At 47.0% G+C, this 13,287-nt stretch carries 13 protein-coding genes and 4 tRNA genes; 8 read left to right on the plus strand and 9 right to left on the minus strand.

Annotated features, from left to right (window positions below; all coding sequences use genetic code 11):
• Positions 1 to 7: 7 nt before the first annotated feature.
• On the plus strand, positions 8 to 1,084 hold the full coding sequence (locus TREAZ_RS09405) for an HD domain-containing phosphohydrolase (RefSeq protein WP_015711609.1): 1,077 nt from the start codon (positions 8 to 10) through the stop codon (positions 1,082 to 1,084).
• 14 nt (positions 1,085 to 1,098) lie between these two features.
• On the opposite strand, the gene csrA is transcribed toward TREAZ_RS09405, so the two are convergent.
• The 5 genes from csrA to TREAZ_RS09430 are packed head-to-tail and all read right to left on the minus strand — an operon-like array spanning position 1,099 to position 5,498.
• The gene (csrA, locus tag TREAZ_RS09410; protein WP_015711610.1) at positions 1,099 to 1,332 is read right to left on the minus strand and encodes a carbon storage regulator CsrA; all 234 of its coding nucleotides are present in this window, start codon (positions 1,330 to 1,332) and stop codon (positions 1,099 to 1,101) included.
• Positions 1,333 to 1,334: 2 nt separating this feature from the next.
• On the minus strand, positions 1,335 to 1,784 hold the full coding sequence (gene fliW / locus TREAZ_RS09415) for a flagellar assembly protein FliW (RefSeq protein WP_015711611.1): 450 nt from the start codon (positions 1,782 to 1,784) through the stop codon (positions 1,335 to 1,337).
• A 23-nt stretch (positions 1,785 to 1,807) separates the two neighbouring features.
• Positions 1,808 to 3,055 (minus strand): flagellar hook-associated protein 3, encoded by a 1,248-nt coding sequence (locus TREAZ_RS09420; RefSeq protein ID WP_015711612.1) that lies wholly within the window; start codon positions 3,053 to 3,055, stop codon positions 1,808 to 1,810.
• Between the two features lie 19 nt (positions 3,056 to 3,074).
• The gene (gene flgK / locus TREAZ_RS09425) at positions 3,075 to 4,973 is read right to left on the minus strand and encodes a flagellar hook-associated protein FlgK (RefSeq protein ID WP_015711613.1); all 1,899 of its coding nucleotides are present in this window, start codon (positions 4,971 to 4,973) and stop codon (positions 3,075 to 3,077) included.
• 21 nt (positions 4,974 to 4,994) lie between these two features.
• Complete coding sequence (locus TREAZ_RS09430) at positions 4,995 to 5,498, minus strand: hypothetical protein (protein ID WP_015711614.1); 504 nt, start codon at positions 5,496 to 5,498, stop codon at positions 4,995 to 4,997.
• 140 nt (positions 5,499 to 5,638) lie between these two features.
• On the opposite strand from TREAZ_RS09430, the gene TREAZ_RS09435 reads away from it, so the two are divergent.
• From TREAZ_RS09435 to TREAZ_RS09455, 5 genes are all read left to right on the plus strand, one after another.
• Positions 5,639 to 5,710 (plus strand) — tRNA-His (locus tag TREAZ_RS09435).
• Between the two features lie 36 nt (positions 5,711 to 5,746).
• Positions 5,747 to 5,820: transfer RNA gene (locus TREAZ_RS09440), tRNA-Arg, on the plus strand.
• Positions 5,821 to 5,827: 7 nt separating this feature from the next.
• Positions 5,828 to 5,900 (plus strand) — tRNA-Lys (locus tag TREAZ_RS09445).
• A gap of 70 nt (positions 5,901 to 5,970) precedes the next feature.
• Positions 5,971 to 6,042, plus strand: a tRNA-Gly gene (locus tag TREAZ_RS09450).
• A 157-nt stretch (positions 6,043 to 6,199) separates the two neighbouring features.
• Complete coding sequence (locus tag TREAZ_RS09455; RefSeq protein WP_015711615.1) at positions 6,200 to 7,414, plus strand: tyrosine-type recombinase/integrase; 1,215 nt, start codon at positions 6,200 to 6,202, stop codon at positions 7,412 to 7,414.
• Between the two features lie 358 nt (positions 7,415 to 7,772).
• Here the strand turns inward: TREAZ_RS09455 and TREAZ_RS09460 are convergent, their stop codons facing one another.
• Positions 7,773 to 8,015: a hypothetical protein gene (locus tag TREAZ_RS09460; protein ID WP_015711617.1), complete on the minus strand. Its 243-nt coding sequence runs from the start codon at positions 8,013 to 8,015 to the stop codon at positions 7,773 to 7,775.
• Positions 8,016 to 8,099: 84 nt separating this feature from the next.
• On the opposite strand from TREAZ_RS09460, the gene TREAZ_RS09465 reads away from it, so the two are divergent.
• Together TREAZ_RS09465 and TREAZ_RS09470 are read left to right on the plus strand one after the other, a co-directional pair.
• Complete coding sequence (locus TREAZ_RS09465) at positions 8,100 to 8,411, plus strand: transposase (protein ID WP_015711104.1); 312 nt, start codon at positions 8,100 to 8,102, stop codon at positions 8,409 to 8,411.
• 11 nt (positions 8,412 to 8,422) lie between these two features.
• Complete coding sequence (locus tag TREAZ_RS09470) at positions 8,423 to 9,376, plus strand: DDE-type integrase/transposase/recombinase (protein WP_015711105.1); 954 nt, start codon at positions 8,423 to 8,425, stop codon at positions 9,374 to 9,376.
• A gap of 1 nt (position 9,377) precedes the next feature.
• Here TREAZ_RS09470 and TREAZ_RS18755 read toward each other — a convergent pair whose 3' ends face one another.
• The 3 genes from TREAZ_RS18755 to TREAZ_RS09480 form a co-directional block, all read right to left on the minus strand.
• Positions 9,378 to 9,623: a helix-turn-helix domain-containing protein gene (locus TREAZ_RS18755; RefSeq protein ID WP_015711618.1), complete on the minus strand. Its 246-nt coding sequence runs from the start codon at positions 9,621 to 9,623 to the stop codon at positions 9,378 to 9,380.
• Positions 9,624 to 10,183: 560 nt separating this feature from the next.
• On the minus strand, positions 10,184 to 11,137 hold the full coding sequence (locus TREAZ_RS09475; protein WP_015711105.1) for a DDE-type integrase/transposase/recombinase: 954 nt from the start codon (positions 11,135 to 11,137) through the stop codon (positions 10,184 to 10,186).
• Positions 11,138 to 11,148: 11 nt separating this feature from the next.
• Positions 11,149 to 11,460: a transposase gene (locus TREAZ_RS09480; RefSeq protein ID WP_015711104.1), complete on the minus strand. Its 312-nt coding sequence runs from the start codon at positions 11,458 to 11,460 to the stop codon at positions 11,149 to 11,151.
• Positions 11,461 to 13,287: the final 1,827 nt, after the last annotated feature.

Below are 13,287 nucleotides of genomic sequence, written 5' to 3' on the forward strand. Positions count from 1 at the left end.
GGGGTGTATGGCTGACGAGCAAATTGAACTCCAAGAACTCGACGACGACCTTGAACCTCTCGAGGTTCTGGAACTCGATGAAGAACCATCCTCAGAAATAGCCCAAAAATGCTCTTCCACGGAGTCCAGCCTCTTCAGCAACAGTATTTTTCCGGTGCTCCTTGTAGACAGGATGATGAAGATACTCTATGCCAACAAAGCCTGCGAAAACTTTTTTACCGGCTTTTTTGAGCTTGCGGGCAATTACTTCATCGATGTCTTCGGCAGAGCCTTTGAGATGGAAGACATACGCGCCATACGCGAGACCATTAGGGAGGGCACAAACGGCTATTCCTGGAAGGGTGTGGCAAAAATCAAATCCCGAAATGTAGCCACAGTCCAGACCAGGGTTCACCTGTTTCCTGCAGAACTCGATTCCAAAGACCCCATGGAATTCGTGGTCCTTTTCGACGATGTCACCGAAGAACACAACCGCCCCTTAAGATCGGTCTTTATGAGCCTCCTTGAAGCTTCAAAGCTCAAGGACAATGACACAGGGAAGCACATAGTCCGGGTCAGTTATTACGCAAAGCGTTTATCCGAAGAACTCTTCAGGGGCAAGAACCCCAAATACAACCGCATAGATGCCGACTTCATTGACAACATAGGTTTTTTGGCATCCATGCATGATGTAGGGAAAATCGGCACCCCCGACGATATCCTCAACAAGCAGGGCCCCCTTGCGGACTGGGAATGGACGCTCATGCGGGAGCATACCAAGAACGGCGCCTTCATCCTTTCGACCTACCCTAACCCCATGGCCAAGGAGATAGCCCTTTCCCACCACGAACGCTGGGACGGCTCCGGCTACCCCTACCAGCTTTCAGGGGAGATGATACCCCTGGCTGCCCGCATCACCACCATCAGCGATGTGTATGACGCCCTCAGGATGGAGCGGAGCTACAAGCCGGCCCTTGCCCACGATGTCACTGTGCAAAAAATGCTGGAAGGGAAAGAAAGCCACTTCGATCCCTTCCTGGTGGATGTGTTTACGGGGATACATAAGGATTTTGAAAATATATTCGATTCGAATAAGGATGAGTAAGTTTGCTGGCAAACTTATAGAGGTTCCCGCTTGACTCCGAAGTCCAGTTCAGGAATCACGATCGCCGATTCTGCGGCTGCCTTATTCTCGGCCTTGATAGCGTCAAAAACTTCCTGGCGGAAAACTTTTACTTTCTTGGGGGCGTCCACGCCGAGGCGCACCTGATCCCCCCGTATTTCGATGATGGAGATGGAAATATCATCCCCAATCATTATTTTTTCGTTGATTTTCCTGGATAGTATAAGCATGGCTACTTCCTTGCCCCGGCATTGGCGGTCTGAAGCTCGGCCATAATGTCATGCTTGGTTTTCCAGCGCTGATCCGTAAGTATCACCTGAAGGCCCTGGCGGCTGTCGCGGTTGATCACCAGAGGCCCCTGGAGGTTGGCGGTCATGGGCCCTGACGGCGGTATTGTCACAATTGAAAAGATGAGGGCCTTGCCGGGATCAGCAATACCGATTGCTTTGAGTTCCTCATTGTCAATATTAGCCTCGAAGTCGGGCCTGAAGAGGAAGGGGTTGATAATGATAAAAGCCACCTGCTCGCTGTCCAGGGACTGGAGCCAATAATAGGGCTGGCTTTCCGCATCGAAAAGCACATAATCCTTTAGGGTCTCAAAACCCAAAAGCCCATGGGGGAACGTTATTTTCTGGCGCTCGTCAACCTCTATCAGTCCCTTTGCTTTTGTCGCAACCTTCACATCAAACTCCTAATATCAGAATATTATCGTAAAAAATCCAGCAAGGTGGGGGGCACTATTTTAGCCGCCGCCTGGAGGGCAGCCTTGTGGGCAAAATCCATCATCGCCAGGTCCGTGGCAGCGTCGGCCATGTTTATAGCCGATTCCCTTGCCAGATAAGAGGCAGTATTGGGGATCTCCTGGTTGAGCCTTTCCCAAGCCTGATCGGCCCTTTCCTGCCTGCTCCCTATTTCGGAAAGCCGGGTTTCAAAGTTCTGCAGGGCAAGGTCTATGCCGCCTATGCCCTGGCTGCCCACAAAATCCTGATCCCCCCTGAAAAGGCCATCCCGCAAGCGCAGCACCATATCAAAGGCTGAACCCCCCGAGACCCTTGCCCCGGCATGCCAGTTGGGTGCCGACGGATCATTATTAAACTGGATAATGCCCAGTTCCTCAAGGGTGCGGGAACCCTGTTTGTCTTCAAGCTTTATAAGATGGGGATTGGTTCCCTCAAGGGCAAGTCCATGGCTATCAATATCAATATAAGCCTTGACCGGTGCGGACGATTCGTTGATCTTGGCGACCAGGGCAGGAAGGGTGTCGCCTGCGGTTACAGGAATTTCCCTGCCGTCCACATAGAAAGCCCCTGATGCGGAAGCGCTCCAGTCGGTGGCGTCGGTGGTGGAGAAGATCTGCATTCTTTCCGCCCAGAAGGCCTCCCCTCCCCCTATGTCGAGCTGGGCATAGGTCTGGTCGGTTATCTCGGCGCTGCGGGCAGGGCCTGCGCCCCGGTATTCCACATTGACCACCATGGATTCACCGCCCCCCTGCACTGTGCCTTCCACGATTCTGAAAGGTTCGGTAAAAGCCTTGTCGCCCGCGAACATCCGGTTGCCGTCAGGGCCTACGGAATTGGAAACGGAGACTAGTTCTTTGAGGAGTTCATTTACCTCTACCGCCATATTGCGCAAATCATCCTTGGTATAGATGCCGTTGGCGCCCTGCACGGAAAGCTCCCGGATTTTCTGCATCACATCCGTGGCCTGCTGCATGTAGATGTCCTGCTGGCGGTAATGATCCCGCGCGTAAAGGGTGTTTGTCTCGAAGCGCTCAAGCCGCGCAAGGTAGGACTCGTAGCGCACCGCGTGGGAGGCCGCCAGAGGATCGTCCCGCAGGTTCAGGATGCGCTTCTGGGTCGCAATCTGGGAATTGACCTTCGCCAGCCCTTCCTCCTGCCTGCGGAGCCTGTACTGTATATCGTTATTCGGCATGTCTGTTGCAACTCGTCTCATGTTATTATTGCTCCTTTACTTAAACGCCCATGCGGTTGATGAGGGTATCCAGCATGGAATTCACCGTAGTGATGAACCTCGCGGCGGCTGAATAGCCGTGCTGGTATTTGATCATGTTCGCCAGTTCTTCGTCGATGTTCACGCCCGATACGGACTGGCGCATTTCTTCAAGCTGCTTCATGATGAGGTTCTGCGTTTCCAGGGCACGCTCGCTCTGCTCGCCCAAAAGGCCAATGCGCCCCACGGAATCCGCAAAATAATCGTCGAAGCTGCGGAACTGGCCCACCATGACTTCGGTATTCCTAATGGACGCGATTGCCATGGCGGCCTCCCCGTTTCCGGGATTGGCAGTCCTGCCATTTTCGCCGAACCCTGCCGCCACTGAAAGGGGGTCCCGCACCAGGGCGGGGTTCACTTCAACCCAGCCTGACGGATGGGCAATGGGGGCAAGCTCCCAGCTTTCGGCACCGCCCCTCAAGCTTGATACCGCGTCAGCCCTTCCCCAATCGTAAGAACCCTCGGCACCGGGCGCATTGAGAAGCCCCGCATAGCCAGTGAGGAAATGGCCTGAATCTTCGATATGGCGTATCACAAAGTCGGGGTTAGCGGCGTGGGAAGCCCCGGTTTCTGCAGGATTTCCCTTGAGGGTGAGGAAGCCGTCCCTGTTGATCCGTGCGGTAACTTCGGCCCCTGAATTGTTGATCCTGGCGACGATATCCGACACGGTGTCGGTGGGATAGTAATTTATCTGCCTCTGGCCGTCGGCTGCTGAAAGGGTGATGGTTCCTTCGAGGCCCGCCTGGGCCCTGGGTTCAAGGGCATTGGTTCCCGAAACCCGGAAGATGTAGGATGAATCGAATTCGCCATCTCCGTCCCTGTCGTAGTTGCCGTTCACATTGGGCACAAAGGAGTGCTCGGTGAAGAAGTCGATGCCGGTGACGCCGTTTGCGCCATAGGCTTTTTCATGGACTTCGTTTACAAGGCCCGCGAAGTTCATGGTCATATTGTCGAGGATCTGAATTTCCGACTGGATTGTATGATCCCTGAGATCCAAAAGAGCGCCAAGGCTCCCGTTATGATCCCCATTGTGGAATTCAAGGTCTTCCCGAGTTTCGTTCCAGACAATGTCGGAATAGCCGGTGTCTGTATTGCGCGCAATGTCAAACTGCCGGCCTATCCTGCCCTGCACCAGCACAACCCCGCCGGTGTGGAGCATGAACTCGTCGGGGTCCCGTGTATCCACAGAGAGGTTGATCAGTGAAGAAAGTTTGTCCACCAGAAGATCCCGGCGATCCAGAAGATCGTTGGGATTATCCCCCTGGGCTTTGACTTTCTGTATGTCGTCATTGAGGGCTGCTATGCGCTTGGTAATATCGTTGACCCTGCCCACGGTAAGGCGTATATCCTCATCAGTCTGATCCTGGAGACGTTTCAGAGCATTGTAGCGCTCGTGAATGCCGTCCACCAGGGTCTTGCCCCGTTCGAGGACCGCCATGCGGGGGGCATTGTCCGCAGGGTGCAGGGAAAGCTCCTGCCATGAATTCCAGAATTCGTCCATCTTGCTGCGTATGGAATTCTGCCCCGGCTCAAGGTAGATATTTTCAAGCTCCCTGATATAGGGGTCACGGGTCTTCCAGTACCCTTCCCCGCCCGCCTGGGCCACGATGCGGCGGTCCAGGAGCTGATCCCGGAGCCGCTCGATGCGCTCGACCACCGTGCCCTGGCCTATCTGACCGGGGGTTTCTTCCCTGTTGAGGCCCGGAAGGTAGATGGGTTCAAAGGGCGTAAATTCCACCCTCTGCCGGGAGTAGCCTTCGGTGGAGGCATTGGAAAGGTTGTGGCCTGTTACATTCAGAGCCTGCTGGTGGGCGTCGACCGCCCGTTTCCCGATTTCTATTGGCATGAAGGTAGATGTCATGATGTCTCCTATATGTGGCGGTTAAATATGACGGTTGAAAACCATGCTCTTGAGGTCTTTGGATGCTTCCGCACCCTTGCTGGTGTAGAGCTTGCCGCCCCGGGCAGGATAAACCGCCTCGAGATAGGCGGCAGCCATGGTCTTTGCCTCGCCAAGGTAGTTCAAAAAGGCCTCGTTCATGGCCCTGGTTTTGATGGCTTCCATCTTGAGGGTCCGGTAAAGCCCCGAAAGTTCCCGCCTTTCATCCTCGGGAAGCCGGGCAACAAGGGCATAAAAAGCCGTTTCTTCCTGATTTTGGGCCTTTTCGCCGATTAAGCAGGCAAAAAGCCCGGCTCTTTCCTGCTCAAGGCTGCTGAATTCCATGCCCAGCTGGTTGATCTCGGCCATTTTCCAGTCAAAGTCGGCCCATTCCCGGGCTAAAACCGCCTGCCTCACCGAGTCCTGGACAGCGGATATCTTTTTAAAAAGGGCAATTTCCTGGCCCAGCACGGAAACGCAGCGTCCATAATCCCATTGCTTTTTCATACAAATACCCCCTTTCTTTATCGGAATTTAAGGGAAAGGGATTTAGGGGATATTTGAAGTGAATTTTTCTATAGTTTGATGCGCAAAAAGCTCTTGACAATTTTGATCATTTCGGGCATATTATTTTTGTTCGTTACACGGTGGATGTAGCTCAGCGGTAGAGTTCCAGATTGTGGATCTGGCCGTCGCCGGTTCGAACCCGGTCATCCACCCTCGGTGGAAGGGTTCGACCCTATCTTCCAGAAAATGCGTTCGTAGCTCATCTGGATAGAGCGACGGACTTCGAATCCGTAGGTAGCACGTTCGAGTCGTGTCGGACGCAGTACTTCGGGCCGCTAGCTCAGCTGGTAGAGCAGCAGACTCTTAATCTGCGGGTCCTGAGTTCGATCCTCGGGCGGCTCATTTGTCTTAAAAACTCAAGGGTTTTTAAGACTTAGGAGAAAAATATTCTATTTTCTCCATAGAAAGAATCGCGGGAATAGCTCAGTGGTAGAGCGCGACCTTGCCAAGGTCGATGTCGCGGGTCCGACTCCCGTTTCCCGCTTTTATCTGGTAGGTCCGGAAAGATAACTTTCCGGGCTTTGTAATGACTAATTCCTTATGTCATAAGGAATTAGGGCTGGCGAGGAAAACTCGAAGCTTGTTAGTGTTAATCCATTGTTGCACAAATTGTAGTATTTTGTGCAAGGCGCAGGGTTACCATGGCTCGAAGTTCCCTCTCGCTTTGGAAGCGTCCTACAACCGTTCCCCGCTCATTTGTCTACTATGTTCGTATATGGCTCCCTTCTGAAAAGCGGTATTCAACGCCCAAGTCGGCGGCTGTCCTGGCTGAAAATTTGGGGCTTGATATGTCCCAGCTCCCCCCTTCCACCAAAACCGGAGCGAGGAAAATTGGAGAAATTTGGCTTTTAAAGGGCGGCCTCAAAACACTCAAAAACAATCCCGACAATCCGCTTCTTGCCGATTTTTGCCTTGATTTCTGGACTTGGGATAAGTCTGAATATGTCGAAGGAAAGATCGACCGGGAACAGCGTATAAGCAAGCGATGGTGCAAGGATAGCCACAATCGCATAGAAACGCACATTAAGCCATTAGTAACTGGAATACGCTTGCAGGAAGTGACTGCAAAATTTTTAGATCGAATTCAGCTGAAACTGAAAAAAACTACAAAATTGAGCACAAAAACGATCAATAGCATTATGAACGCCGTCTTGACCCCTATCAGAGAGGCCCATAGGTTTGGGGTTATTGAAACCGATCCAACCCAAAATTTCCGAAGCTTGCCTTTGAATACTAAAAAGAAAGGCATTTTGACGACCAAAGAATTTTGCGCTTTATTGGCTAGTTCATGGCAAAATGAGCAAATTCGCCTTGCTGTCCTCTTGGCCCGTTATACTGGATTACGGATGGGGGAGGTTCTTGCCTTGGCTCCCAATGATTTTGATATTGATTATGAAGGGAAACCTGTTATATGGGTTCGGAAAAGCTGGTCAATTACAGAAGGGATAAAAAGCACAAAAACCGGAAATACCCGCGTAGTCCCAATAAGCGATGAACTCAAAAATGATTTATTGAAACTACATCAAAAAAATCCTCATGATGGCAGCTTCATTTTTTGGGGTGCTAATGAAAATACTCCCTTTACCCATAGAATGCTGGGAAGCGGCTTTTGCCATCAACTTGAAAAGATTGGTATTGATGAAGCAACACGGAAAGCCCGAAATATATCATTTCATTCACTTCGGCATATGTTTAATTCTACCCTCCGCGGTAAGATACCCGATCCAACTTTAAGGCTCGCAACAGGGCATGATGATCCGGATATGTCGGATCATTATGATCATCTTACTGACGAAAGACTTTCGGACATTAGAAACGCGCAAGAAAAATATATTTCTATAAAAAAGGTGGAATAAAAAATTTAAATTTAAATGCTCATATAATTAGTAATAGGGAAAGTCTACATGACTTTATCTTAGTAACAATGCATGATAAGGCAGAAATTTATACAGATGGTTGGAAAAAGAATCAGTCTCTTGATAATATTGGATATAAGCATAAAATCATTGTGGAAAAGAAAGGAAAAAAGGATATTATGTTGCTTCATGTCTATTTGGTAATTATTTAAATAAAAAGGCGGATGAAGGGAACCTTTCAAACCTCAAATAGTGTTTCAGGAAATAGGAGAGAAAAATAAAAATATAGCATCTTAGTCAAGTGCAGGGACCATAATTTTAATATTTTCATAACATTCTAAGCTTTTGATACATTTTTCTATGTAAAATCAGTTTCTATGATTTTTTCAAGAATTTCTGCAACATGATCAATGACTATTGAATCATGAATAATTTCGTCCGGCTTAATAGTATCAGATTTTGAAAACCTTATTAAAGAAATTTTAGAATTACAAATTTTTATTGAAATATCAATATCTCCAAATTTAGGAATTCCATTAGCGAGTTCTAAATTTAAATAAGCTAATAAATCACTATAAAAACTAAAAATATTATTTTTCATTTTTGAAAGTGTCCTGCCCACGTTGAACTTGCCGAAAAGAAGCTAAGCATATAAGGTAGTAACAACAAGCCCGAGGAGAGGAATATGGGCAGAAGAAAGCGGTACAGTCCTGAGCAGAAGGTGAACATCCTGCGGGAGGTTCTGGAAGAGGGCAAGACGATGAGCGAGGCGGCGGCCAAGTACGAGATCCACCCGAGCATGATCCTGGCCTGGAGGAAACAGCTCTTCGAGGGGGCGCTCAATCTCTTTGAGATCAAGCGCACAGACATAACCGAGAAGGCGCAGGGGAAGAAGTCCAAGGCGTTGGAAGCCAAGATAGCGGAGAAGGACAACGTCATAGCGGAGCTGGCCCAGGAAGTCCTGGAGCTAAAAAAAAAGAGAGTTGGCCAGAGTTAGGGACAAGCAAGATGAGCCTCGAGAAACGGCAGTTGATAGAGCGGGAGGTGCGGCGCCTTTGCCTAAAGACCGGCATAGCCATGCTGACCCTGGCAGGCTTCGCCGGGGTGCCGGAACGCACCTGGAGGGAATGGCAGGCACGGCGCAACCAGGAGACGAGGCATAACGGGCATATACCCCGGGAGCATTGGCTGACCCCTGCCGAAACAGAGGCCATCGTTGCGTACTGCCAGAGCCGGATGAAGCTTGGATACCGGGTGTTGTGCTGGCAGATGGTAGACGAGGATGTGGCGGCGGCATCCCCCTCCAGCGTCTACAACGTGCTGAAACGCAGCGGCTTGACGAAGAAGTGGGCAGAACTGGCCGAGGAGAAGAAAAAAGGGTTTGACCAGCCTCAAGGGGTACACGAACATTGGCATATTGATTTTTCATACATCAGGATTGACGGGGCCTTTTATTATTTCATCAGCGTTCTTGACGGATACAGCCGGATGATCCTGGGCTGGGACTTATGCCGGAACATGGACGGGCTTAATGCGGAGATTCTCATCTCCCGGACGCATGAAAGACACCCGGAGGCCAGGCCGCGCATTATCAGCGACAACGGCGGCCAGTTTGTTTCGAAAGACTTTCGTGATTTGATAATGCTTCTTGAGCTGGAACAAACATTTACCGCCCCGGCGCATCCGCAGAGCAACGGCAAACTCGAACGCTTCCACCGGACATTCAAAACCGAGCATGTGAGGCAGGCTGCTTATTTCGGCTATGAAGATGCCAAAGCCAGGATGGGCCGCTGGATAAAATATTACAACGAAAAGCGGCTCCACGGCTCGATTTATTATTTAAGTCCCCTTGATGTTTTTGAGGGGAGGACTTATATTCGTCTTGCAGAGCGCAGACAAAAACTGCATTCTGCATATATTCAAAGACAGAGCTACTGGCAAAATCAAAATGCCGGACTCTGAACTAGCTTATATGCTCCTTCAAAAAACGGCAAGTTCGGCTTGGGCAATACATTTCATTTTTGAAAGTAACTTCATTATTTTCAAGAAATTGAATGATATTATCTATAGATATTTTAACATTCCTTTTAGAAAGATATATCCTCGATAATTTTCCATCCGAACAAAGTCTTTGAACAGTCCGTTTTGATATTGATAATATTTCTGCTGCTTCATTATAAGAGAAAAGATATTTCTTAATTTCTAACACTATTAAACACCCCTTGTTAGAATTATCATGATATACTGTAAAATTGATGTCAAGTTTATAAATGATCAAAAAGAAGTATAATTTAAATATGAAAATGCATAAATTTTTTAAATGAAATAATATCTCAATTATAGTAAATTATAAAAAATTTATATAAAATTCATTTCACATCACCAAAATAAAATTAATATTTTTTCACATTTTGTATAATAATATATTGTGTTATGATTGTCAAGTAATTATTGATTATAGGTAAAAAAATAAAATATTTTTTGATATTTTTATTGCTCTAATATTCGGTATTCCCCAGGTCTGACGGACAGTCCTCGGTTAAGCCACTTTATCTATTGTTAATACCATATGTGTGCAATATCTTTTTACCTTAGTCAAATGTATACCCATGAAAAATAAATTAATTTCAGAAGGATAAAGTACACTAAGTTACTAGGGGTTAACCAAGGTTAACCATTATTAAAATAGTAATATAAAAAATATTTAGTATCAAACACTGTATTGCCCAAGCCGAACTTGCCGTTTTTTGAAGGAGCATATAAGCTAGTTCAGAGTCCGGCATTTTGATTTTGCCAGTAGCTCTGTCTTTGAATATATGCAGAATGCAGTTTTTGTCTGCGCTCTGCAAGACGAATATAAGTCCTCCCCTCAAAAACATCAAGGGGACTTAAATAATAAATCGAGCCGTGGAGCCGCTTTTCGTTGTAATATTTTATCCAGCGGCCCATCCTGGCTTTGGCATCTTCATAGCCGAAATAAGCAGCCTGCCTCACATGCTCGGTTTTGAATGTCCGGTGGAAGCGTTCGAGTTTGCCGTTGCTCTGCGGATGCGCCGGGGCGGTAAATGTTTGTTCCAGCTCAAGAAGCATTATCAAATCACGAAAGTCTTTCGAAACAAACTGGCCGCCGTTGTCGCTGATAATGCGCGGCCTGGCCTCCGGGTGTCTTTCATGCGTCCGGGAGATGAGAATCTCCGCATTAAGCCCGTCCATGTTCCGGCATAAGTCCCAGCCCAGGATCATCCGGCTGTATCCGTCAAGAACGCTGATGAAATAATAAAAGGCCCCGTCAATCCTGATGTATGAAAAATCAATATGCCAATGTTCGTGTACCCCTTGAGGCTGGTCAAACCCTTTTTTCTTCTCCTCGGCCAGTTCTGCCCACTTCTTCGTCAAGCCGCTGCGTTTCAGCACGTTGTAGACGCTGGAGGGGGATGCCGCCGCCACATCCTCGTCTACCATCTGCCAGCACAACACCCGGTATCCAAGCTTCATCCGGCTCTGGCAGTACGCAACGATGGCCTCTGTTTCGGCAGGGGTCAGCCAATGCTCCCGGGGTATATGCCCGTTATGCCTCGTCTCCTGGTTGCGCCGTGCCTGCCATTCCCTCCAGGTGCGTTCCGGCACCCCGGCGAAGCCTGCCAGGGTCAGCATGGCTATGCCGGTCTTTAGGCAAAGGCGCCGCACCTCCCGCTCTATCAACTGCCGTTTCTCGAGGCTCATCTTGCTTGTCCCTAACTCTGGCCAACTCTCTTTTTTTTTAGCTCCAGGACTTCCTGGGCCAGCTCCGCTATGACGTTGTCCTTCTCCGCTATCTTGGCTTCCAACGCCTTGGACTTCTTCCCCTGCGCCTTCTCGGTTATGTCTGTGCGCTTGATCTCAAAGAGATTGAGCGCCCCCTCGAAGAGCTGTTTCCTCCAGGCCAGGATCATGCTCGGGTGGATCTCGTACTTGGCCGCCGCCTCGCTCATCGTCTTGCCCTCTTCCAGAACCTCCCGCAGGATGTTCACCTTCTGCTCAGGACTGTACCGCTTTCTTCTGCCCATATTCCTCTCCTCGGGCTTGTTGTTACTACCTTATATGCTTAGCTTCTTTTCGGCAAGTTCAACGTGGGCAGGACAACACAATCTGCAATGGTACACTATAGTTATTTCTTTTCCTTCTTTTGAATATATACAAGGTGTTTAATTTTGAGTTCTTTAGTATACCTATGTCGGGATATAATAACACATTGCCTTCTATAATCAACGCTGTCATAAGTACTTGATGTATTCTTTCTTGAATTACCGCCACTGCAATTACCAAAAATTAAATGTTGAGAACATGATTTTGATGGATTGACGCAATCTTGATGTTGACTTCATCTTTCAGGCTTTTTGGGTTTCGGTAAGTAAGCTTATATGCGTATCAGGCCTGAATATTTTTTCTTGGAATTCTTTAAAAAAATTATATTTAAAATATATAGCCATAATGATTCATAAAAATATAAAGAAAAAAAGATATTGTAAAGAAAAAAATTGATTCAACGATTTGTAAACATTTTGCAATTCTTTATAACATAAAGAATTGCATTAACTTTTTAAGGAAAAATGTTTACAGAATTTCTAATTGTAAACAATGTAAGTTGTTGTATTATAAGTAGTTGCGTCAAATTGTTTACAATCTTTATCTTGCTATTATTAGTAATATGTGTATATCTGTTAATTTTTTGTTTGTAAAATTTTTTGTGTAATTGAAAATTAAAGCGTAAAATTAATAACAGTAATGATTAAATAGTGCCTTTCGGACTTTTGCTATACCCTGCCCCCTTGGGGCAATACCTGATCAAGAAAACAGATGATTACCGCTGGCTCATTGAGCGTTAAAGTACACTAAGTTACTAGGGGTTAACCTAGGTTAACCATTACTAAAATAGTAATGATTCAATAGTGCCTTTCGGACTTTTGCTATACCCTGCCCCCTTGGGGCAAATACCTGATCAAGAAAACAGATGATTGGTGCTGGCTCATTGAGCGTTAAAGTACACTAAGTTACTAGGGGTTAAGTATACTTAACCATTATTAAAATAGTAATGATTAAATAGTGCCTTTCGGACTTTTGCTATACCCTGCCCCTTGGGGCAAATACCTGATTAAGAAAACAGATGATTGCCGCTGGCTTATTGAGCATTAAAGTACACTAAGTTACTAGGGGTTAACCTAGGTTAACCATTACTAAAATAGTAATGATTAAATAGTGCCTTTCGGACTTTTGCTATACCCTGCCCCCTTGGGGCAAATACCTGATCAAGAAAACAGATGATTGGTGCTGGCTCATTGAGCGTTAAAGTACACTAAGTTACTAGGGGTTAAGTATACTTAACCATTACTAAAATAGTAATGATTAAATAGTGCCTTTCGGACTTTTGCTATACCCTGCCCCTTGGGGCAAATACCTGATTAAGAAAACAGATGATTGCCGCTGGCTTATTGAGCATTAAAGTACACTAAGTTACTAGGAGTTAACCACGGTTAACCATTATTAAAATAGTAATAATTAAATAATGCTTATCAGACTTTTGCTATACCCTGCCCCGTGGGGCAAATACCTGATCAAGAAAACAGATGATTGCCATTGGCTCATTGAGCATTAAAGTACACTAAGTTACTAGGAGTTAACCACGGTTAACCATTATTAAAATAGTAATAATTAAATAATGCTTATCAGACTTTTGCTATACCCTGCCCCGTGGGGCAAATACCTGATCAAGAAAACAGATGATCGCCATTGGCTCATTGAGCGTTAAAGTACACTAAGTTACTAGGGCTTAACCTAGGTTAAGCATTACTAAAATAGTAATGCTTAAATAGTGCCTTTCGGACTTTTGTTATGCC

This window comes from Leadbettera azotonutricia ZAS-9, from assembly GCF_000214355.1.
Taxonomy (GTDB): Bacteria; Spirochaetota; Spirochaetia; order Treponematales; family Breznakiellaceae; genus Leadbettera; species Leadbettera azotonutricia.

What these genes read in the sequence shown, in the direction of transcription:
- TREAZ_RS09405 (WP_015711609.1), top strand. Translation starts at nt 8, where the DNA reads ATGGCTGACGAGCAAATTGAACTCCAAGAACTCGACGACGACCTTGAA.
- csrA (WP_015711610.1), bottom strand. Translation starts at nt 1,332, where the DNA reads ATGCTTATACTATCCAGGAAAATCAACGAAAAAATAATGATTGGGGAT.
- flgK (WP_015711613.1), bottom strand. Translation starts at nt 4,973, where the DNA reads ATGACATCTACCTTCATGCCAATAGAAATCGGGAAACGGGCGGTCGAC.
- TREAZ_RS09460 (WP_015711617.1), bottom strand. Translation starts at nt 8,015, where the DNA reads ATGAAAAATAATATTTTTAGTTTTTATAGTGATTTATTAGCTTATTTA.
- TREAZ_RS09430 (WP_015711614.1), bottom strand. Translation starts at nt 5,498, where the DNA reads ATGAAAAAGCAATGGGATTATGGACGCTGCGTTTCCGTGCTGGGCCAG.
- TREAZ_RS09465 (WP_015711104.1), top strand. Translation starts at nt 8,100, where the DNA reads ATGGGCAGAAGAAAGCGGTACAGTCCTGAGCAGAAGGTGAACATCCTG.
- TREAZ_RS09470 (WP_015711105.1), top strand. Translation starts at nt 8,423, where the DNA reads ATGAGCCTCGAGAAACGGCAGTTGATAGAGCGGGAGGTGCGGCGCCTT.
- TREAZ_RS09420 (WP_015711612.1), bottom strand. Translation starts at nt 3,055, where the DNA reads ATGAGACGAGTTGCAACAGACATGCCGAATAACGATATACAGTACAGG.
- TREAZ_RS09480 (WP_015711104.1), bottom strand. Translation starts at nt 11,460, where the DNA reads ATGGGCAGAAGAAAGCGGTACAGTCCTGAGCAGAAGGTGAACATCCTG.
- TREAZ_RS09475 (WP_015711105.1), bottom strand. Translation starts at nt 11,137, where the DNA reads ATGAGCCTCGAGAAACGGCAGTTGATAGAGCGGGAGGTGCGGCGCCTT.
- TREAZ_RS09455 (WP_015711615.1), top strand. Translation starts at nt 6,200, where the DNA reads ATGGCTCGAAGTTCCCTCTCGCTTTGGAAGCGTCCTACAACCGTTCCC.